This window comes from Kitasatospora sp. P5_F3 (assembly GCF_054049135.1).
Map to the genome: position 1 here is coordinate 136,498 of NZ_JBFUMY010000011.1, position 18,655 is coordinate 155,152.

The following is an 18,655-nucleotide window of genomic DNA, read 5'->3' on the forward strand; positions in this document are numbered from 1 at the left end:
CCGCAGGTGGTTGTCAGTGCCCAACGGTAGGTTGATTTTGTGCACCTCAGATACTCCTATCGCATCTATCCGACGGTGGATCAGCGGCAAGCGCTGGCCCGTACGTTCGGGTGCGCGCGGGTGGTGTACAACGATGCGCTTGCCCTGCGGAAGGCGGCTTGGAAAGCGGACGGGTCGAAGATCCCGATCGGCGTCCTGGCCAAGGCAGTGATCACGGATGCGAAGAGGACGGAAGCCCGGTCGTGGCTCGGGTCGGTGTCGGTCGACGCCTTGCAGTCGTCTCTGCGGGACTTGGACACCGCGTACCGGAACTTCTTCGACAGCGTGTCCGGGAAGCGGGTCGGCCGCCGGGTTGGCCTGCCGGTGTTCAAGTCGCGGAAGGAGAACAGGCAGTCGCTGCGGTTCTCTCGCAATGGCTTCCGCCTGCGGTCCAACGGGAAGCTGAACCTGGCGAAGATCGGTGACCTGCGGGTGAAGTGGTCGCGGGCGCTGCCCGCCGACCCGTCGTCCGTGACCGTGGTCCTCGACCCGGCCGGCCGGTACCACGCCAGCTTCGTGGTGGACGTCGACCCCGAGCACCTGCCGGCGCTGGACACCGAGATCGGGATCGACCTCGGGCTGACCACCTACGCCGTCATGTCCGACGGCACAGTGATCGACAACCCCCGCTTTCTGCGCAAGGCGGAGAAGAAGCTCAAGACCTTGCAGCGGGCGTTGTCCCGCAAGGTGAAGGGGAGCAGGAACCGGGCGAAGGCCCGCAAGAAGGTCGCCAGGGCGCACGCCAAGGTGGCCGACACCCGCTTGGACTGGCTGCACAAGCAGACGACCCGGTTGATCCGCGAGAACCAAGCGATCTACCTGGAAGACCTGAACGTGCACGGCCTCGCCCGGACCCGCCTGGCCAAGTCCGTGCACGACGCCGGATGGTTTACCTTCCGACGCCTCCTCACCGAGAAGGCCGCACGGTACGGACGGCACGTAGGAGTGATCGGCCGGTACGAACCGACCTCGCAGGTGTGCTCCACCTGTGGCGCCCTGGACGGGCCCAAGCCGTTGAGCGTCCGCACGTGGGCGTGCGGAGCGTGCGGTGCCTCTCACGATCGTGACCTCAATGCTGCTCGGAACATCCTGGCCGCCGGACGGGCGGACAGGCTAAACGCCTGCGGAGGGCCGGTAAGACCCGGCGTGGCAATCCCACGCCAGGCACGGCCCGTTGAAACAGGAACCCACCGGAACGCCCGCCGCACAGGGAGCAAGCCCCGTGCCGCAGGCACGGCCGGAACCCCCGCGCTCCAGCGCGGGGAGGATGTCAACGGTTCTCCAGAATCGTGATCGGTTCGTCCTCGGCGGTGACCTTCGGGCCGGTGAACCAGTGCCGGGCCGACACCAGCCACCAGACCCCGGCGAAGCCGAGCACGGCCGCAACCGCGACGGGGGTGTAGTTGAAGCTGACGGCGGTGATCGGACTGACCGTGGGCAGCATGAACAGCACGGTGATCAGCGCAGTCCAGCCGACCGCCACGCTACCGACCAGCTTGCTCCAGCGGCCCAGATGCCACGGGCCGCGCTCGAAGGCGTCACCCTGACGGAGTCTCAGGAACACCGGGACGACGTACGCGATGTACAGCCCGATGACGGAGACCGAGGTGACGGCGGCGTACGCGGTGGCGTTCCACAGGTACTGCGCGCCGAGCACGAACGCGCCGCCGGTGGCCAGCCAGACGGCGGCGGTCGGGGTCTGGGTGCGAGGGTTGATCCGGTGCCAGATCCGCGAGCCTGGCAGCGCGCCGTCCCGCGAGAAGGCATAGATCATCCGGGAGTTGGCGGTGACCGAGGCCATCCCGCAGAAGAACTGGGCGCCGATCACGATCAGCAGCAGCAGCTTGGCGCCGCCCACCCCGATCGCGTCGATGAAGATCTGCGCGGGCGGCACCGCGGTCGAACTGCCGAGCGCCCCGTCGTAGTCGCGGATCGCGAAGGTGATCCCGAGCAGCAGCACCCAGCCCGCGACGATAGAGACCAGTACCGAGTTGACGATGCCCTTCGGCCCGGAGCGGGCCGCGTCCTTGGTCTCCTCGGTCATGTGCGCCGAGGCGTCGTAGCCGGTCAGCGTGTACTGGGCGAGCAGCAGGCCGAGCATGGCGACGTAGAAGCTGTTCCGGAAGCCGGTGTTGTTCACGAACTCGGTGAACACGAAGGAGGCGGAGGCGTGTTCGGCGGGCAGCAGGACCAGCGCGCCGACGATCACCGTGACGCCGATCAGGTGCCACCAGACGCTGACCGTGTTGAGAAGGGAGACCAGCTTGACGCCACGGGTGTTGAGCAGCCCGTGCAGGACCAGGATCACCGCGAAGATCAGCACGGTGTGGGCGGGCGTGGCGGCGTAGTCCCACTGGAGGGCCAGGAAGGCGTTGGTGAAGAAGGCGGCGCCGAAGTCGACCCCGGCGGTGACCGCGACCTGGCCCATGAAGTTGAAGTACCCGGTGAACCAGCTGGTCGCCGGGCCGTTGCGCTTGGCCAGCTTGGCGGCCCAGTAGTACAGCCCGCCTGCGGTCGGGTAGCTGGAGCAGATCTCGGCCATTGCGAGTGCGACGCACAGGGTCATCACGCCGACCAGTGGCCAGCCCCAGATGATCATGGCCGGGCCGCCGGTGTTCAGGCCGAAGCCGTAGAGGGTGAGGCAGCCGGAGAGGATGGAGACGATCGAGAACGAGACCGCGAAGTTGGCGAAGCCCGACATCGAGCGGGCGAGCTCCTGGGTGTATCCGAGTTCGCGGAGGCGATGTTCGTCGTCGCCGAGAGTGTCGCTGAGAGTGTTTTCGGAGGACATGCGCACCCCTTGGGGGTTCGGTTGGGGGAAGTCCGAAACGTGCGCCCACGGCAGTGTGGAGATCAATGGACTGAAACCGGACCATTGACGTGGTGAGCATGTTTCACCCCACGTGGTGGGCGCGTCAAGGGGGTCTGGGTACGATTCCCGCGTGGACGACGACGGCGGGCTGATGGACTGGCAGGGCGGCGCGATCTTCCGCCCCGTCCGGACCGGCAACGCCTTCGAGGAGACCGTCGAACGCATCCTGGAGGCGCTCAAGCTCGGCGTCTTCGGCTACGGCGACCGGCTGCCCGCCGAACGGGAGCTGGCCGCCCGGCTGCACGTCAGCCGGGAGACCCTGCGCGACGCGATCCGCTCACTCCAGCTGGCCGGCTGCGTGGAGTCCCGACGCGGCCGCTACGGCGGCACCTTCGTCACCTACCGGCTGCCGCCGCCCGACCCGGACCTCGGCCAACTCCGGCGCGCGGTCCAGGACATGGGGGCGGAGCTGGAGGACGCACTGACCTTCAGGATGGTGCTGGAGACCGGGGCGTCCGAGCAGGCCGCCCGGCGCGCGCTCACGCCCGAGCAGCGCGCGTACCTGACCCAGCGCCTGGACGAGCTGGAGCGCTCGGGGCCGGACGAGTACCGGCAGCTCGACTCCCGCTTCCACCTGGCCATCGCCGAGCTGACCGGCTCCCACTCGCTGGCCGCAGGGGTGGCCGAGAGCCGGATGCGACTGAACGACCTGCTGAACGCGATCCCGGTGCTCGGCCGCAACATCGACCACGCCTCGGAGCAGCACCAGGCCATGGTCCGGGCCATCCTGGACGGCGACATCGAGGGCGCCCGGCGCGCCACCGAGGAGCATCTCGAGGCGACGGCGGCGCTGCTGCGCGGGTTCCTGGGCTGACCTGCTGCGTCAGTGCTGGTGCTCGTGCTCGTGCTGCTCGAGGTGCTCGTGCTGGTGGCCGTTGCTGTGCACGTGCTGGTGGGCGCCGCGCACCACCAGGTGCTCCAGCAGCTCCCGGGTCGCCTCGGTGACGGCGGCCACCGCCCGGTCGAACGCCTCCTGGTTGTGCGCCGCCGGCGCCCGGAAGCCGGAGACCTTCCGGACGTACTGGAGCGCAGCCGCGTGGATGTCGTCCTCGGTCACCTCGGGGGTCACCGGGGCGCGCAGGGTCTTGATGCTTCGGCACATGCCTCCAGTCTGCCTCTTCACCGTCCCCTGACAGGTGACAGGGGGTACTGGCGGGCGTCCCGAGGTACCGTGGCGGGTAACTCTTGACGCATGATCACTCACGGCCGCGAGGTCGGACAGCAGCGGGGAGGCACAGTGGAGACCTGGGCGACGTGGACCACGCAGGGCATCCGGGCCGGGCACGGCGGTGTCCTCACCGAGGAGCTCGGAGCAATCACCGGAGACCTCACCCTGCACACCACCTGGGTGGACGGCGAGGCCCGGATCACCATCCAGTACACCGGGGCGCAGGACTGGTTCACCGTGGTCGGCAGCCCCGTCACGGTGACCGACGAGACCGCCGCGCGCAATCTGCACCAGGCCATGGTCGAGGCCACCAAGGCCGGCGGCGGGTCCGGCGTACCGACCTGAGGCGGACCGCTCCCGGCGGCTGTTGACGATCACTCAACTGCTAGTCTGTGTACGCCAAACGGGGGGCTCCGGGCCGAACCGCGCCGGTTCTCCGGGCGCGGTGGGTTTGCTGTGCGCCTCGTCGTACCCGACTGCCAGGAGCACTCTTGCTGCCCGCGCACACCCATCGCCGCCGTGTCCTGCCCTTCGCCGCCGTCGCCATCGCCGCCTCGCTGCTGGCGGGCGTCGCCCAGGCCGACACCTCCACCCCGGCGGACCCGAAGCTGATCGCCGACCTGGACGCCATCCTGGCCGATCCCCGGTTGGCCACCGCCCAGGCGGGCGTGCAGGTCGTCGACACCAGCACCGGCCAGGTGGTCTACCAGCACCAGGCCGACGCCCTGCTCACCCCGGCCTCCACCCTGAAGACCGTCACCTCCGCCGCCGCGCTGGAGCTGCTCGGCGAGAGCCACGTCTTCACCACCGAGATCCGCACCACCGGCAGCCGCTACAGCTCCGTCCTCAACGGTGACCTGATCCTGCGCGGCGGCGGCGACCCGAGCCTGCAGCCGAAGGACCTGGACGACCTGGCCGCCCAGGTGGCCGCGGCGGGCATCACCACCGTGACCGGCCGGGTGCTCGCCGACGGCAGCCGCTACGACTCCGTCCCGCTCGGCCCCGGCTGGGCCTGGGACGACGAGGCGTACTCCTACAGCCCGCAGATCTCCGCCCTCACCGTCGCCCCGGACGCCGAGTACTCGATGGACACCGTGAAGGTGACCGTCACCCCGGCCGCCACCGCGGGCCAGCCCGCCACGGTCACCCTGTTCCCGGCCGAGGCGCCGATGAAGTTCGCCGGGCAGATCACCACCGGCGCGGCGGGCAGCGGCAACAGCAGCGGCGTCGAGCGCCGACGGGGCGTCAACGAGCTGGCGCTGACCGGCAGTCTGGCCGTCGGCTCCGCCCCGGTCGACTTCCTCACCACGGTGGAGAACCCGACCGGCTACACCGGCGACGTCTTCGCCGGCGCGCTGGCCAAGCACGGTGTCAAGGTCATGCACCCGACGAAGGCCGCCACCGGCGCCGAGGCCTCGCAGGCCCTGGTCGGCCACGCCTCGCGGCCGCTCGGCGAGCTGCTGGTCCCGATGCTCAAGATCAGCAACAACGGCATCGCCGAGCACCTGCTGAAGGAGATCGGCAAGGTCAAGGGCGGCCAGGGCAGCTGGAGCGCCGGCGTCACCCAGGTGAGCGGCTTCCTCAAGGCCAACGGCCTGGAGCTGCCGACCAGCCGCCAGGTGGACGGCTCCGGCCTGTCCCGCTACGACCTGGTCAGCGCCTCCAAGATGACCGGCCTGCTCAAGCTCGCCCCCGGCAAGCCGTGGTTCAAGACCTGGTACGACGCCCTCCCGGTGGCGGGCAACCCCGAGCGGATGGTCGGCGGCACGCTGGCCGCCCGGATGCGCGGCACCGCCGCCGAGAACAACGTGCACGCCAAGAGCGGCTCGATGGGCGGCGTCGACAACCTGGTCGGCTACGCCACCGCGCCCGACGGGCGTCGGCTCGCGTTCTCCATCCTGGTCAACAACTTCCCGGGTGCCCGCCCGCGCAGCGTCCTCGACGCGATCGCCGTCCGCCTGGCCACCGGCCCGGCCGTCACGCCGTCCGCGCCCGCCGCGCCCGCGCTGAAGTCCTTCAACGCCCCGGCGCTGCACGACGCTCCCGCCGAGGTCCCGGCCACCCGCTGGGAGGAGTGCGAGACGCTCGGCCGCTGCTGAGTGCCCGCCTCCGGCGCCCCGTCCGTGCTTCGGACGGGGCGCCGTTGTCGTCCCGGGCGCCCCGGCGCGCAGGACCCGGCGTGTGGTTGCACGGGGCGGGGCCATCCGGGTGAACGGCATGGCTTCGGCTCCGGGAACCCCCGCAGCTGAGAACTACGCTGACGGTGGTTCAGCACCCGCGTCGGCCGGACTCGGCCGCCCGCAGTTCGGAGGCCAACATGTCCGGAGCCAGGTCCATGCTGCAGACCGCCCGAGGCCATCTCGGCTACCGCGAGGGCGCGGGCAACCAGAACCGCTTCTCGGCCGCGATGGGCCGCCCCGCCGAGAGCTGGTGCGCCGACTTCGTCGCCGCCGTCGCGGTGGAGAGCGGCAACGCGGGCCGCTACCCGGACACCGCCTCCTGCTCGGTCGCCCGGGGCTGGTTCGAAGAGCGCGGCCGACTCTCCGCGTACCCCGCGATCGGCGCCCAGGTGCTGTTCGGCACCCCCGAGGGCCCGTACGGCCCGGGCGGCGCGCACACCGGCCTGGTGCTCGCGTACACCTCCGACACCATCACGGTCGTCGCGGGCAACACCAACGACGACGGTTCCGCCAACGGCGACGGCGTCTACCGCCGCAGCTACCAGCGCCGCTCCCGCTACGTCGACTCCTACGGCTACCCCGACTTCCCCGAGGGCCTGGTCACCGCCGACCCCGCCTGGCGCGACCGCCCCGGCGTCCGGTACTTCGGCCACCAGGCGGACGAGTCCGACCTGCCCGCCCCGCTGATCCCCCGTCAGGTGGTGATCGACGGCCGCCCGTACGGCCCCGGCGCGGTCGGTGAGCACATCACCACTCTCGGCCGGCTGCTGGTCGCGGCCGGCTGCTCCCACTACGCCGAAGGCCCGGGCCCGGTCTGGGGCCCGGCCGACACCGAGAGTTTCCGCCAGTACCAGCTCAGCCTCGGCGACACCGGCGCCGACGCCGACGGCATCCCGGGGCCGCGCCAACTCCACCGCCTGGAGTCCGACTTCGGCGACCGGATCTGACGGCCGCTCACCGCTACCCCCGTAGTGCCGGGATCTCCGGCGAGGGCACCGTGGTGGCGACCGCAGCCGCCTGACCCGCCCAGTGCCGGATGCCCGTGATGTCGATGCCGAACGGCGGCGCCGCCTCGAACGGCGCGAGGCCCTCCGCCGCCCGGGCCAGCAGGGCGGCCGCGCCGGTCGGGTTGCCCCGGGCGGCGTGGGTCAGGCCGACCGCGTACTGGGCGAGGGCACGCCACAGCGCCCGCTCCGGTTCGGGGGCGGCCTTCCAGCGGTCCTCCAGCACCTCGTGGGCATGGAACGGCATTCCGGCGTCCAGCAGTTGCTGGGCCTCGGTGAGCGTCCGCTCGGCCGACCGCTGCACGCCCTCCGGCTGGCGCGGGGCACCCTGCGCGCCGTACGGGAGCGGCCGGCCCAGACCGTCCCGCGGCCGTCCGTTCCGGGCCCGGCCCGCCGCGTCGCGGTCCCGCCCGGGACGCCTTACGGCGCTGGGCGAAGGGGCGGCGGGCAGCGGTCCGCAGTGCGCGCAGGCCGCCGTACCTTCGCGCAGCCGCCCGCATTCGGGGCAGACCTGTTCCAGTCGGCACACCGCGTCCCCGCCGCCGTTCTCCGCATAAGCCATACCGCGATTGTCCCGCACCGGTCAGCGCCGGGTGTCCTCGCCCGCCTCGTCCTCGCGGTCGCCCTCGGCCTGCGACTCCTCCCAGGCATGGGCGACCTGGTAGGAGGTGATGCCCTCCTCCGGGTCGGCGGCGCGGACCTCCTCGCGGTCGGTCGCGGCCTTGTCGCTGAACTTCTCCTGCATCTCCGACATGACGGCTCTCCCAACTGGTCGGCTACCCCCAGCCTGCGCTCATCGCTCCGTCGGGGCCAGCTCCGCCAGCAGCGAGGGGTTGACCAGTTCCAGCACCGCGCGGATGTCCTCCGCCGCCGCGGCGGGCCAGAGCACCGCCCGGGCCGAGCGGTAGCGTTCGGCCAGCCGCTCCCGGTCGGCCTCCGCCAGGGCGGCGGCCCGGGCCGGGTGGGAGTTGTGCGCGTTGTCGGAGATCTTCAGCAGGGTGGCCGCGTGGTCGGTCACCACCTGCTGGAGCATCTCCCGGTAGCCCACCCCGGGCAGCCTGGTCACCCTCCGCACGGTCGCCACCACGCTGAACGGCACCCCCGCCCGCAGCAGGTCGTCGGCGGTCACCGGGGTGTCCTCCAGTACGTCGTGCAGCAGCCCGGCCATCTGCAGCCCGACCCCGAACGGCGCGACGCCCGCCGCCACCGCCCGGACGTGCCCGATGTACGGCGCGCCGATCTTGTCGAACTGTCCGGCGTGCGCCTCGGCCGCCAGGGCATCGACATCGGCAAGGCTCAGCGTGGGCACAGCGCGCTCCCCCAGGGGAAGATGACGGTCCGTCAGCCGATCGGCCGCCGGTCTGGCGCGACGATAGCACCGGCCCGGACCGCCCCCGCGCAGCAGCCCGGGGCATACTTCGACCGACCCACCGAAGAGAAGCCGGAGACCGATCCCGTGCGGGTACACCCCATCTCCCCGGAGCGGCTGGCCGAGCTGCTCGCCGACCGGATCGCCGACCTCGCCACCGACGGCCGCCGGGCCCGAGTGGCGCTGGACGGTGCTCCCGCCGCCGCACCCGCCGCGCTGGCGGACGCGCTGGTCGAGCCGCTGCGCCTGCGCGGGCACTCCGTCCGGCGGGTCTCGGCGGCTGACTTCCTCCGCCCGGCCTCGGTCCGCCTGGAGTACGGCCACCAGGACCCCGACGCGTATCACGACAGCTGGCTGGACGACGGCGCGCTGCTGCGCGAGGTGCTCGACCCGCTGGAGCCGGGCGGCACCGGACGGATCCTGCCCACCTTCCGGGACCCGGCCACCGACCGCGCCACCCGGGCCGGCTACGTCGAGCTCCCGCCTGGCGGCGTCCTGCTGCTGGACGGCCCGCTGCTGCTCGGCCGCTGGCTGCCGTTCGACCTCACCGTGCACCTCGCCCTCGGCCCGGCCGCGCTGGCCCGCCGGACCGCACCGGAGGAGCAGTGGACGCTGCCCGCGTTCGCCCGCTACCAGGCAGAGACCGACCCGGCCGCCCTCGCCGACCTCACTGTCCGCTGCGACGACCCCCGACACCCGGCCCTCATCGAGGAGTAGGGCCGCGCTGGCAGCGCGGGCACCAGTACGCCGGCCGGTCGCGGTCGTGCTGGGCGGTCCGCACGGTGCTGCCGCAGCGCAGGCAGGGGTGGCGGGCGCGGCCGTAGACCCAGTTCTGCCGGCCCGGGCGGGGGTCCGGGGTGGTCGGGTGGCCCGGCCGGTCCTTGTTGGCGTCCAGCAACTGCCGGGCCCGGGCGGCCAGTCGGTCCAGAACCGGGAGGGCGTCGGCGACCGGGGACCAGGGGGTGAGCCCGGCCAGGAAGCACAGCTCGTTGGCGTAGATATTGCCGATCCCGGCCAGGTTGCGCTGGTCCAGCAGCGCGGCGCCGAGCGGGCGCCCCGGGTCGGCGACCAGCCGGCGGACCGCCTCGGCGGCGTCCCAGTCCGGACCCAGCAGGTCGGGGCCGAGATGGCCGACCACCGAGTCCTCGTCCGCGCTGCGGAGCAGCTGGACCACCGGCAGCCGGTACCCGACGGCCGTCCGCCCCTCGACCCCGAGCACCACCCGGATCTGGTGCCAGGCCCCGCCGGTCCACCGCTCCCCCGGGCCGTACAGCTCCCAGCGGCCGTCCATCCGCAGGTGCGTGTGCAGGGTCAGCCCACCGTCGAATCTGGTCAGCAGGTGCTTGCCGCGCGGGACGGTGCCGAGCACCCGGCGGCCCGTCAGATCGGCGGTGGCGTGCGCGGGCACCCGCAGCTCGGCCGTGATCAGCAGGCGGCCGGTGAGTGCGCGGTCCAGCTGCCCGGCAACGCGGTGGACGGAGTCTCCTTCTGGCACCCGTCCATCATCCGGCAGCGCACGCTGACGGGTACTCAGCGGCTGATATGTTTTTCCGCGAAGATCATCTGACTGTCTGTACTCACGGGGTGGGACATGAACATCAAGCGCACCGGCACGGCCGTCCTCGGCGCCCTTCTCCTCGGCTTCCTGCCGACCGTCGCGGGCGCCACCCCGGGCAGCGGCGTCACCGCCACCGTGCTCGCCAAGGGCACCACGGAGGACAGCATCACGCTCAAGGCCAAGGGCCGCACCGACGTCGTCTTCCGCGAGATCACCATCGCTCCCGGCGGCACCACCGGCTGGCACTACCACCCGGGTCAGGTGCTCGCCGTGGTCAAGTCCGGCACCCTGACCCGCAAGCTGGACGACTGCTCGACCGAGGTGACCGCCTCCGGCGGCGTGGTGGTGGAGCCGGCCGGCCACAAGCACGTCCACATCGGCTACAACTACGGCACCGAGCCGGTGGTCCTGCTCGTCACGTACCTGGTCCCGGAGGGCAGCCCGCTCTCGGTCGACATGCCGGCCCCCAGCTGCTCCTGACGTCCTCGCTGCCACGGCATTCGGGCGTACAGTGGCCACCCCTTGGTGGGTGGTCTGAGTTGGAGTCGGTGGAAATGAACAGAGTGCGGGTCGCCGGGCACCAGGCGCTGGCATGGCGCGGGGCGACCGAGGGGGCCGTGGCGGCGGTGCTGGTGCTGCACGGCGGGCAGGTGGCGAGCGAGCGCCGTCCCGGGCCGGTGAACCTGCCGGGCCTGCGGATGCAGGGCTTCGCCCACGCGGTGGCCCGCGAGACGGCGGGGGCCGGGATCGCGGTCGGCTCGGTGCGCTACCGATACCGGGGCTGGAACGGCGACCGGGCCGACGCCGCCCGGGACGCCAAGGCGGCCCTCTGCGACCTGGCCGAGGAGCTCGGACCGGTGCCGACCGTGCTGGTCGGGCACTCGATGGGCGGCCGGGCCGCGCTCCGGGCCGCCGGGCACCCGTGCGTGACGGGCGTGGTCGCGCTGGCCCCGTGGTGCCCGGCGGACGAACCGGTGCACCAGCTCAAGGGCCGCACCGTGCTGACCCTGCACGGCGACCGCGACCGGATCACCGAGCCGGAGGCGACCCGCGTGCTGGCCGCCCGGGCCCGCGAGGCAGGCGCCCGGGTGGCCGGCTACACGGTGCACGGCTCGGGTCACGCCCTGCTCCGCCGCTCCGCCGACTGGCACCGCGCGGCGGCCGAACTGACGGCCGGCCTGCTCGGCCTGCGCCCCCTGCCCGCCGAGGTCACCGGCGCACTCGCCCTGGGCACGGCCGACTCCGGCGGACTGGAACTCACCCTGCCGCTCTGACCCGCCGCTCCGACCCGACCCGACCGCTACGGCTTCGCGGCGGTGGCCCGGGCATGTGCGGCGGCCCGGATCTGGGACGGACCGCAGGCCCAGACCATGATCCGGCCGCCCGCCCGAGCCAGCGGACGGTCCCAGCCGGCCCGGACCAACCAGGGGCGGCGGACGGCGAGTTCGGCCCTGGCCCAGCCCGGCAGCAGGTCGATCGAGGCGTTCGTCAGCAGCCGGACGGCCAGCCGCTCGCGACGGCTGCGCCCGAAACCGCGCAGCAGCCGGAGCACCTCCAGGGCCGGCGGCGTGACCTGCAACTCGGGCCTGATCCGGTCCAGGTAGCACGCCACTTCGGCCCGGGACCGGGGTATCGCGGTGGCGCCGAGCCGTTCGGCGACGATCGCCACCTCGGCGAAGTAGCTGTCGCACTCGGCGGCGGTCAGCGGCGTGGCGGCGAAGCGCTGATAGCCCGTCAGAAAGCAGTGCACCTCGGCGACATGGACCCAGGTGAGCAGCTCAGGATCGTCGGCCCGGTAGCGGCGGCCGTCGGGCGCGGAGCCCCGGATCCGCAGGTGGATCCGCCGCACCGCCGCGATCGCCTGCTCGGCGGCCGCCGTCGAGCCGAGCGTGGTGGTGGTGACGAACCGTGCCGTCCGGTGCAGCCGCCCGGTCGGATCGGCCCGGAAGTCGGAGTGCGCGTCGACGGCGGCCATCGCCAGCGGGTGCAGCGACTGCAGCAGCAGCGCCGCGAAGCCGCCCACCAGCATCCCGGCCGGGTGCCCGTGCACCCGCCACACCACGCTGTCAGGACCGAACAGCCCGGCGTCCCCGGCCGGCCGGTCGTACCGCTCCAGATGCAGGTCGTCCCCGTGCACGGTGGCGTTGATCTCGTCCAGCAGCCGGGCGCGCAGCACGGCGACCGGCCTACGCCACCGGGCCGTACCGATTCCTGCCCCCACCGTGCCCACCCCTCGTCACCCGGACCGCCACAGTACCGAAGGGCTCCTCACCGCCCGCGTCGAGGCCGAACTGCGCAGCCGGGGCCGCGACGTGATCGCGGTCGATCTGCCCGGCGACGACGAATCCGCAGGGCTCTCGGAGTACACGGACGTGACCGTCGAGGAGATGCCCGGCGGGCACCTGGCCGCACTCAGTCGGCCCGTGGCTCTCACCGACTGGCTGGAGACCTACTGGGCCGAGGTCAACCTGGCCGCCTGAGCAGGGCCATGGGATCATCGACACGCCGGATGATGAGGCACCGTCAGAACCGGCAACCCTTCGAGAGGCACGACACGATGAGCACCGCCGACCGCCCCGATCACGGACCGTCCCCGGTCGACCACCGCGCCGCCGTCGCAACCGAGACCGCCCGGTTCGTGACGGCGCTCAAGGGCGCCGACCTGGCGACCCCGGTACCCAGCTGCCCTGGCTGGACGATGGCCGAGCTGGTCCGGCATACCGGCAGCGTGCAGCGCTGGTTCTCCGTCCTGCTGCGCGGGCGCATCCAGCAGCCCCCGCGCAGCCGCGACGTCGACCTGCGGCTGCCGGCGCGGGAGGACGGCTGGGCCGACTGGCTGGCCGACAGCGCGACCGAGGCGGCTGGCGCGTTCGCGGCCACCGACCCGGACACCCCGATGTGGGCCTGGGGCGCCGATCCCCACGCCCGGTTCTGGGCGCGCCGGATGCTGTTCGAGACCCTGCTGCACCGGGTCGACGCTGAACTGGCGCTGGGGATCCGGCCCGGGATCGACCGTGCGCTCGCGGTCGACGGCGTGGACGAATTCCTGGTGAATCTGCCTTTCGCCACCTCCTTCGCCCCCAAGGTGGCCAACCTCTGCGGCGACGGCGAGACCATCCGGTTCCGCTGCACCGACGGGGACGGCGACTGGCTGATCCGGCTTCGGCCCGACGGCTTCGGGCTCGACCCGGCCGGCGAAGGAGCGGACGCCGCCGATGCGACCGTCCGGGGAGCCGCAGCCGGTCTGCTGCTGCTCGTCTACGGCCGCCTGCCCCTCGACGCGGAGGCCTTCGAGCACACGGGAGACCAGGAGCTGCTGGCGCGCTGGTTCGCCAACTCCGAGTTCTGAGCGCGCGGTCGACCGCCTGACAACGGCGCTCGGCGGGTCTGCGTGACGGAGCCGTTCAGAAGGATCGCGCGGCCCAGTGCCGGCCGACGTCCAGGATTCGTCACAGGGGTCTGCGGGCTCTGGCGTCACCCGCCGGGATGCTGGCAGCGCGGCGTCGAGAGGGCGGGGCCAGCGGCAACCACTGCGCCCGCACACATGCCGCAGATCACCCGGGCCCGCTCTGTCGCGGCCTCGACGGCGAACGGCCCGGCCGGGACGAGGTAGTAGCCGGCGCTCGCCTCCTCGTCGCAGAGCTCACACGGATGTCGGGGGTTACGGCCGCAGCAGGCCCCAACTATGCTTCCCAGTAAGCCCACTGAGCGGTGATCAGGTCGCGATACCACGCGTACGACGCGCCCCCGGAGTACGCCGCTGAGTCCGCAACCCTCCGTAGCGTCGCGCTCACCCCGGGGTACGCAGTCGGCAGCTCTTGATCTCGCGGTCTCCGTCACCGGGTGTCACGATGGACGCGGGGGATTCGCCACGATCGGAGGCGGTCATGGGCCGGGACTACCACTTCCACTGTGAACACGCCGGCTGCTCCGTGACCGTCGGCGTCCACTTGGGGGGCGCCCGGGCGGTCGAGCTCCTGGTGGACGGCAAGGAGGTGGCGGCCACGGACGTCCACGGCCACCATGCTCAACTGCGGTCGCTGACCACGGTCCTTCCCACCCGACCCCCGCGACGGATTGACGTTCAGGTGGCACTGCCCGGCCCGGTCCGGGGAGAGCCGGCCAGCGTCCTGGTGGACAACGGCACCGAGTTCCCCATGCCCGAGCGGGAGGTACCTCGCAGGGCACGGCTGACAGAGGCTTCCTGGTACAGCTGAGCGTGTGTGGATCAGGCCGGTTCCGTGGCCGCGGCCGCGACCCGCCCGTCGCGTACTGCGGCCATCAGCGCCTGGTGGTCGCGCTCGTTCTGGTCGGCGTAACTCTCGGCGAACGTCGCCAGCGCACGGTCGAAGGCGTCGCTCCGTCCCAGGTAACCGGCGATCGCGATCCGGTCCCCGGACCGCGCGTGGGCGCGGGCCAGGGTGGTGCCGCAGAGCTCGCCGAACGCCCTCATTCCGTTCGGCACCATCAGTTCCGGCTCGGCGATGCCCTTCCAGTCCCGCAGCTGGCGGACGTAGAAGTCGCGGCGCCGGCCGTCGATCCCGTCGACCCGCTCCCAGCCGAGGAAGATGTCACTGGCGGCCTGCATCAGCCGCTGACCGGAGACCACCCGTTCGCCCTGGTTCTCGTACTCGCTCGCACCGACGTGGGCGGCGAGCACCGAGGTGTCGGCCTCCTTGGCCTGGAGGAACAGCGGGTCCTCGCCGTCCCGGCCGAGCAGCAGGATGATCCAGCAGCGGGTCCCGACGCTGCCGACGCCGACCACCTTGCGGGCCACGTCCGCCAGGCGGTGGTCCGCGAGCAGGGTGCGCCGGTCCGAGGAGAGGGTGCGGCCGTAGCGTTCGATCAGTTGGCGGAACTCGCCTTCGAGCACGCTGCGTTCGACGTCGGGAAGCAGGTCGGCGAGCGGAACGAGCAGCGGCGGGTCGGCGGCGATCCTGGCCTGCCCGTCCACCGTCTCGGTGAGCTTGTCGAAGGCCTGCAGGCCGTCGCGGGTCTTGGCCTTGGCCATCGCCCGGGCCAGGCGCTTGCGTCCTCGCTTGGCCAACTCCTCGCCGGACGCGGCCCGAAGGCGATCCTCGTCGATCCGGGCGTACCAGACGTCGAGGTTGCGCATACCCGCGAACCGGATCATCGCCTCGCGGTAGGAGCGTACGGTCGTCTGCACGATGTCGGCGCGTTCCGCGTCCGTGAAGTCGTTGGCCCGGGCCGCGATGACCATGCTGGCCGCCAGGCGTTTGACGTCCCACTCCCACGGGCCGGGCAGCGTCTCGTCGAAGTCGTTGATGTCGAACAGCAGCCGGCGCTCCGGCGAGGCGAGTAGCCGGAAGTTCAACATGTGGGCGTCACCGCACAGTTGGGCCCTGATTCCGGAGCTCGGGGTGCCGGCGAGGTCGGCGGCCATGATCGCGGCGGCGCCGCGGTAGAAGCGGAACGGCGACTCGGTCATCCGGCCGTACCGGATCGGGACGAGTTCGGGCACCCTGGTCGCCGACTGGCTCTCGAGGAGGTCCACCGGGTCGAACCGGGTCGCCGACGGCCGGTACTCGGCGTGGCTCGAACGTGGCACGTCGCGACGGGCCGCCTTCCCGCGGGCCGCTCGTTCCGCGGGCGTCTCGCCGGGTACGGTGCGGAGCGAAGCAGCAAGGTGTTCAGCCATCAGGACCCTCCAGACCGGCTTACCCGTGAACCGTTGTCGCCCCACGGGCTTCGGACGCTCCCGCCGGGAAGGCCATCGCCCCCGACGGGACCACGGCGCACGGCGGGCACAGAGTGCGCTCACTTCCGATCATCGCGGACGGCCCCGGTTCCGGCACGATCACCCGGCCCCGACACGGACGGGCTCACGGGGACACCGGCGTGGGAGCCGACGCCGGGGCGGGGGTTAGCCGGAGTGAGAGGACGTAGGAGACCACGACCGCGACGATCACGAGCGGCATCACGGTGATGCCCTCCGTTCCCAGGAGCAGCGTGGCCAGCAGTACCGCGGTCATCGGCAGTTTCAGCATCGCCACGCACATCGCTCCGACGCCCATCGCGAAGCCGGACGTCACGTCCAGCCCGGGGAGATGGGCCAGGGCCAGCCCGCCCGCGGCGCCCACGAACATCGACGGAAAGACCGGGCCGCCGCGGAAGGCGCCGAGGGAAAGGCTGTAGGCGATCGCCTTGCAGACCACAAGGATCGTCAGGGCGCCCGCCGAGTAGCCGGCCTGACCGGCCAGCAGCGGGCCGAGCGCGCTCTGGCCCGAGTACAGCACGTCGGACGCCTCCTTCCCCGTCCATTCGGCGTACACCAGCGCGGCCACTCCCACGAGCGCACCGGTCAGGACGGTGGCCACCACCCGCCGCCGCTCGACCCGAGCCTGCAGGAGCAGGGCCGTCCGACGGATCCCCGTCCCGAGGAGGGCCGCGGCCACCCCGATGGCGAGAGCCCAGCCGAACCCGGCAATGTCGGGCCGGTCGGCATGCGGCACCTGCTGAAGGACCAGCGAGTACTCGCCCAGGCCGGTCCACGACCCCAGACCGGTGAAGATCAACGCACCGACGCCGGCCGCGAGCAGGCCGGGCACCAGGACGACACCCATCAGCGCGCCACCGAGCCCGGCCGCCTCCATCAGGAGGAACGCGCCGAGCAGGGGGGAGCCGAGCAGCGTGCTGACAGCCGCGAAGCTCCCTGCGGCCCCCAGCACGGCACTCGCGTTCGGCTGGATGTCACGCTTCGCCGCCCGGACGGCGAACACCGCGAGGCCCCCGCCGAGCGCGATGAGCGGAGCCTCGGGCCCGAGCACCACCCCTGCTGCCAGCGACGCCACCGCCGCGAGCGCGATACCGGGCAGTTCCGACGCCGACGGCGCTCCCTTGGTGACCAGGCCCTCGGCCGGCTTGTGCCCGCCCGACCCCGGCAGGTAGCGGATGGTCAGCGCCACCAGCAGTCCGCCCACGGCGACCAGCGGGATCGGCCACCACGACGGCGTTCCGTCGAAGCCCAGACCCTTGGGAAGGTCGGTGTAGGTCAGCGACTGGAGTTCGGACACGAGGGCGAGGAAGCCGAACGCCGCCGCAGAGATCGGGATGCCGAGTAGCGCCGTCATCACCAGCAGCACCACGTACTTCCGGGTGCGGATCAGTGCGAACGGATCCGGTGCCGCGGCAGGCGGTCCGACGGGTGTGGTCGGCATGCTCATCGTCTCCTCGGCACCGAAAGGTCGTCTGAAACACGTCGGTCGACAAGCCTCAAGGCCGTCGTATCACGGCACGGTGGCATGCTCGGCGTCTCCGGTCCCCGACCGTCCGGCGATTCACCGAACGTCATTCCTGCGGCTCAACACCGCACCGGGACGCCCTACTGCCGGGCGGCCCGCTCGCGCCGGGCGCCCACCCGGCGCCAGATCTCCCGCTGACAGCGGAGCGTGCCGGTGCCCACCACGATCAGCACGACGATGTTGACCAGCAGCTGGATGAGCGAGCCCCAGGCCTCGCTCCAGCTCGCGAAGGCGACGGACACCGCGATGTCCGCCGCCGCCGGGATGGTCGTGACCGAGATGAACACGCCCAGAAGGGCACTCGTCCTCGCCTCGGTGAGCGAGACGATGCCGACGACCCCGGCCAGCCCCGCCACCGCGAACGAGAAGAAGTCGGGGGTGTTGATCAGGTGGGAGACCGGCCGCACACCGAGGCTGAACGCCTTCGACTCGAAGCCGAATCCGCGGATCAGCAGGCTGAAGAGGAACGTGATGACGATGGCCAGCAGGAAGCCCACGAGCAGCGCGAGCAGCCCCCGGCGGATCCGTCGGCCGTCACGCTGGTCGATGCCCAGCGCGATGCTGACGATGGCCCCGTACTCGGGGCCGACGACCATGGCGGCGACGATCAGGATCTGGGAGTTGGTGACGATCCCGACCGCGCCGATGAGACCGGCGACGACCAGGTAGAGGTAGAAGCTCGGCGCGTACGTCCCCCCGGCCCGGATCCGTGCCTCTACCTGGTCCCAGACGGGCGCGTGGGTGAGTGCACCGAGTCTGCGTGCCCCGGCCCCGGCGCGCCCGCCGACGAAGGCCATGTCCACCGGCTCGATGACGATGGAGCCCCGGCTGTCCAGGCGCAGCGCACGCAGGGCACGCAGGACGTCGTTCGCCGCGCCGGTCAGCACGTCGCAGACGAGGGCGTCGCCGTCCGGGTTGCGCGCCGCACCAGGGTGCACGATCAGGTTGAGGACGGAGGGGTCACCCGAAAGGAGATCGACGACCCGGTCGGTGAGGTCCGGCGGGCTCACCGCGCGGACATGGATCATGTCCAATCCTGAACCTCCACGAGATCCGGCATCCCGGCAAGCTGCCGGCCTCTGCAGGATCCCTCACGCAGACCGGTCTGCCACGGCAACGCCGCGCGCCGGATGTCCGGTTGGCCGCCGCAGCGGGCGCGTCCGATGGTCCTCGCCGATAGTGAAACCAAAGGACCGCTCTGAC

Annotated in this window: 20 protein-coding genes; 10 read left to right on the forward strand and 10 right to left on the reverse strand. The window is 72.1% G+C overall.

From position 1 onward, the window contains the following. Nucleotides 1-39: 39 nt before the first annotated feature. Nucleotides 40-1,332, forward strand: coding sequence for an RNA-guided endonuclease InsQ/TnpB family protein (locus ACXJMZ_RS09975; RefSeq protein WP_457029627.1), 1,293 nt, complete (start codon nucleotides 40-42; stop codon nucleotides 1,330-1,332). Here the strand turns inward: ACXJMZ_RS09975 and ACXJMZ_RS09980 are convergent. Beyond that, nucleotides 1,310-2,830 (reverse strand): amino acid permease, encoded by a 1,521-nt coding sequence (locus ACXJMZ_RS09980; RefSeq protein ID WP_457029628.1) that lies wholly within the window; start codon nucleotides 2,828-2,830, stop codon nucleotides 1,310-1,312. The genes ACXJMZ_RS09975 and ACXJMZ_RS09980 overlap by 23 nt on opposite strands. A 151-nt stretch (nucleotides 2,831-2,981) precedes the next feature. On the opposite strand from ACXJMZ_RS09980, the gene ACXJMZ_RS09985 reads away from it, so the two are divergent. Beyond that, complete coding sequence (locus ACXJMZ_RS09985; protein WP_457029629.1) at nucleotides 2,982-3,725, forward strand: FadR/GntR family transcriptional regulator; 744 nt, start codon at nucleotides 2,982-2,984, stop codon at nucleotides 3,723-3,725. A 9-nt stretch (nucleotides 3,726-3,734) separates the two neighbouring features. Here ACXJMZ_RS09985 and ACXJMZ_RS09990 read toward each other — a convergent pair whose 3' ends face one another. Next, nucleotides 3,735-4,013 (reverse strand): DUF2277 domain-containing protein, encoded by a 279-nt coding sequence (locus ACXJMZ_RS09990; RefSeq protein WP_457029630.1) that lies wholly within the window; start codon nucleotides 4,011-4,013, stop codon nucleotides 3,735-3,737. Between the two features lie 90 nt (nucleotides 4,014-4,103). Between ACXJMZ_RS09990 and ACXJMZ_RS09995 the strand changes: the two genes are divergently transcribed. From ACXJMZ_RS09995 to ACXJMZ_RS10005, 3 genes are all read left to right on the forward strand, one after another. Continuing rightward, a complete protein-coding gene (locus ACXJMZ_RS09995) occupies nucleotides 4,104-4,424 on the forward strand; it encodes a hypothetical protein (protein WP_457029631.1) in 321 nt (106 codons plus the stop codon). A 146-nt stretch (nucleotides 4,425-4,570) separates the two neighbouring features. Continuing rightward, the gene (dacB, locus tag ACXJMZ_RS10000) at nucleotides 4,571-6,178 is read left to right on the forward strand and encodes a D-alanyl-D-alanine carboxypeptidase/D-alanyl-D-alanine endopeptidase (protein ID WP_457029632.1); all 1,608 of its coding nucleotides are present in this window, start codon (nucleotides 4,571-4,573) and stop codon (nucleotides 6,176-6,178) included. A 236-nt stretch (nucleotides 6,179-6,414) separates the two neighbouring features. Further along, the gene (locus tag ACXJMZ_RS10005; RefSeq protein WP_457029633.1) at nucleotides 6,415-7,206 is read left to right on the forward strand and encodes a peptidoglycan-binding protein; all 792 of its coding nucleotides are present in this window, start codon (nucleotides 6,415-6,417) and stop codon (nucleotides 7,204-7,206) included. 13 nt (nucleotides 7,207-7,219) lie between these two features. On the opposite strand, the gene ACXJMZ_RS10010 is transcribed toward ACXJMZ_RS10005, so the two are convergent. The 3 genes from ACXJMZ_RS10010 to ACXJMZ_RS10020 all read right to left on the reverse strand — a co-directional run bounded on the left by ACXJMZ_RS10010 (nucleotide 7,220) and on the right by ACXJMZ_RS10020 (nucleotide 8,572). Next, a complete protein-coding gene (locus tag ACXJMZ_RS10010) occupies nucleotides 7,220-7,714 on the reverse strand; it encodes a DUF309 domain-containing protein (RefSeq protein WP_457029703.1) in 495 nt (164 codons plus the stop codon). A 132-nt stretch (nucleotides 7,715-7,846) separates the two neighbouring features. Continuing rightward, nucleotides 7,847-8,017: a hypothetical protein gene (locus ACXJMZ_RS10015; protein ID WP_157531615.1), complete on the reverse strand. Its 171-nt coding sequence runs from the start codon at nucleotides 8,015-8,017 to the stop codon at nucleotides 7,847-7,849. Between the two features lie 39 nt (nucleotides 8,018-8,056). Further along, nucleotides 8,057-8,572, reverse strand: a complete 516-nt coding sequence (locus tag ACXJMZ_RS10020; RefSeq protein ID WP_457029634.1) for an HD domain-containing protein — start codon at nucleotides 8,570-8,572, stop codon at nucleotides 8,057-8,059. A 147-nt stretch (nucleotides 8,573-8,719) separates the two neighbouring features. On the opposite strand from ACXJMZ_RS10020, the gene ACXJMZ_RS10025 reads away from it, so the two are divergent. Then, nucleotides 8,720-9,349: a uridine kinase gene (locus tag ACXJMZ_RS10025; RefSeq protein WP_457029635.1), complete on the forward strand. Its 630-nt coding sequence runs from the start codon at nucleotides 8,720-8,722 to the stop codon at nucleotides 9,347-9,349. Here the strand turns inward: ACXJMZ_RS10025 and ACXJMZ_RS10030 are convergent. Further along, the gene (locus tag ACXJMZ_RS10030; protein WP_457029636.1) at nucleotides 9,336-10,127 is read right to left on the reverse strand and encodes a DNA-formamidopyrimidine glycosylase family protein; all 792 of its coding nucleotides are present in this window, start codon (nucleotides 10,125-10,127) and stop codon (nucleotides 9,336-9,338) included. The two genes, ACXJMZ_RS10025 and ACXJMZ_RS10030, sit on opposite strands and share 14 nt — an antisense overlap. Nucleotides 10,128-10,223: 96 nt before the next feature. On the opposite strand from ACXJMZ_RS10030, the gene ACXJMZ_RS10035 reads away from it, so the two are divergent. After that, nucleotides 10,224-10,670 carry a cupin domain-containing protein gene (locus tag ACXJMZ_RS10035; RefSeq protein WP_457029637.1) on the forward strand — a complete coding sequence of 149 codons (447 nt, stop codon included), beginning with the start codon at nucleotides 10,224-10,226 and terminating at the stop codon, nucleotides 10,668-10,670. A gap of 74 nt (nucleotides 10,671-10,744) precedes the next feature. Further along, nucleotides 10,745-11,464 carry an alpha/beta hydrolase gene (locus ACXJMZ_RS10040; RefSeq protein WP_457029638.1) on the forward strand — a complete coding sequence of 240 codons (720 nt, stop codon included), beginning with the start codon at nucleotides 10,745-10,747 and terminating at the stop codon, nucleotides 11,462-11,464. A gap of 26 nt (nucleotides 11,465-11,490) precedes the next feature. On the opposite strand, the gene ACXJMZ_RS10045 is transcribed toward ACXJMZ_RS10040, so the two are convergent. Then, on the reverse strand, nucleotides 11,491-12,366 hold the full coding sequence (locus ACXJMZ_RS10045) for an oxygenase MpaB family protein (RefSeq protein ID WP_457029639.1): 876 nt from the start codon (nucleotides 12,364-12,366) through the stop codon (nucleotides 11,491-11,493). A 46-nt stretch (nucleotides 12,367-12,412) separates the two neighbouring features. Between ACXJMZ_RS10045 and ACXJMZ_RS10050 the strand changes: the two genes are divergently transcribed. Together ACXJMZ_RS10050 and ACXJMZ_RS10055 are read left to right on the forward strand one after the other, a co-directional pair. After that, complete coding sequence (locus ACXJMZ_RS10050; RefSeq protein WP_457029640.1) at nucleotides 12,413-12,670, forward strand: hypothetical protein; 258 nt, start codon at nucleotides 12,413-12,415, stop codon at nucleotides 12,668-12,670. A gap of 77 nt (nucleotides 12,671-12,747) precedes the next feature. Continuing rightward, nucleotides 12,748-13,539 carry a maleylpyruvate isomerase family mycothiol-dependent enzyme gene (locus ACXJMZ_RS10055; RefSeq protein ID WP_457029641.1) on the forward strand — a complete coding sequence of 264 codons (792 nt, stop codon included), beginning with the start codon at nucleotides 12,748-12,750 and terminating at the stop codon, nucleotides 13,537-13,539. An 879-nt stretch (nucleotides 13,540-14,418) separates the two neighbouring features. Here the strand turns inward: ACXJMZ_RS10055 and ACXJMZ_RS10060 are convergent. The 3 genes from ACXJMZ_RS10060 to ACXJMZ_RS10070 form a co-directional block, all read right to left on the reverse strand. Beyond that, a complete protein-coding gene (locus tag ACXJMZ_RS10060; protein WP_457029642.1) occupies nucleotides 14,419-15,849 on the reverse strand; it encodes a DUF2252 domain-containing protein in 1,431 nt (476 codons plus the stop codon). A 184-nt stretch (nucleotides 15,850-16,033) separates the two neighbouring features. Beyond that, a complete protein-coding gene (locus tag ACXJMZ_RS10065; RefSeq protein ID WP_457029643.1) occupies nucleotides 16,034-17,368 on the reverse strand; it encodes a chloride channel protein in 1,335 nt (444 codons plus the stop codon). 164 nt (nucleotides 17,369-17,532) lie between these two features. Beyond that, the gene (locus ACXJMZ_RS10070; RefSeq protein WP_457029644.1) at nucleotides 17,533-18,486 is read right to left on the reverse strand and encodes a DUF389 domain-containing protein; all 954 of its coding nucleotides are present in this window, start codon (nucleotides 18,484-18,486) and stop codon (nucleotides 17,533-17,535) included. Between the last annotated feature and the right edge of the window lie 169 nt (nucleotides 18,487-18,655).

Coding starts and splice junctions, on each gene's coding strand:
- ACXJMZ_RS09980 (WP_457029628.1), bottom strand. CDS start 2,830: ATGTCCTCCGAAAACACTCTCAGCGACACTCTCGGCGACGACGAACAT.
- ACXJMZ_RS09990 (WP_457029630.1), bottom strand. CDS start 4,013: ATGTGCCGAAGCATCAAGACCCTGCGCGCCCCGGTGACCCCCGAGGTG.
- ACXJMZ_RS09995 (WP_457029631.1), top strand. CDS start 4,104: ATGATCACTCACGGCCGCGAGGTCGGACAGCAGCGGGGAGGCACAGTG.
- ACXJMZ_RS10005 (WP_457029633.1), top strand. CDS start 6,415: ATGCTGCAGACCGCCCGAGGCCATCTCGGCTACCGCGAGGGCGCGGGC.
- ACXJMZ_RS10015 (WP_157531615.1), bottom strand. CDS start 8,017: ATGTCGGAGATGCAGGAGAAGTTCAGCGACAAGGCCGCGACCGACCGC.
- ACXJMZ_RS10035 (WP_457029637.1), top strand. CDS start 10,224: ATGAACATCAAGCGCACCGGCACGGCCGTCCTCGGCGCCCTTCTCCTC.
- ACXJMZ_RS10040 (WP_457029638.1), top strand. CDS start 10,745: ATGAACAGAGTGCGGGTCGCCGGGCACCAGGCGCTGGCATGGCGCGGG.
- ACXJMZ_RS10055 (WP_457029641.1), top strand. CDS start 12,748: ATGAGCACCGCCGACCGCCCCGATCACGGACCGTCCCCGGTCGACCAC.
- ACXJMZ_RS10060 (WP_457029642.1), bottom strand. CDS start 15,849: ATGGCTGAACACCTTGCTGCTTCGCTCCGCACCGTACCCGGCGAGACG.
- ACXJMZ_RS10065 (WP_457029643.1), bottom strand. CDS start 17,368: ATGCCGACCACACCCGTCGGACCGCCTGCCGCGGCACCGGATCCGTTC.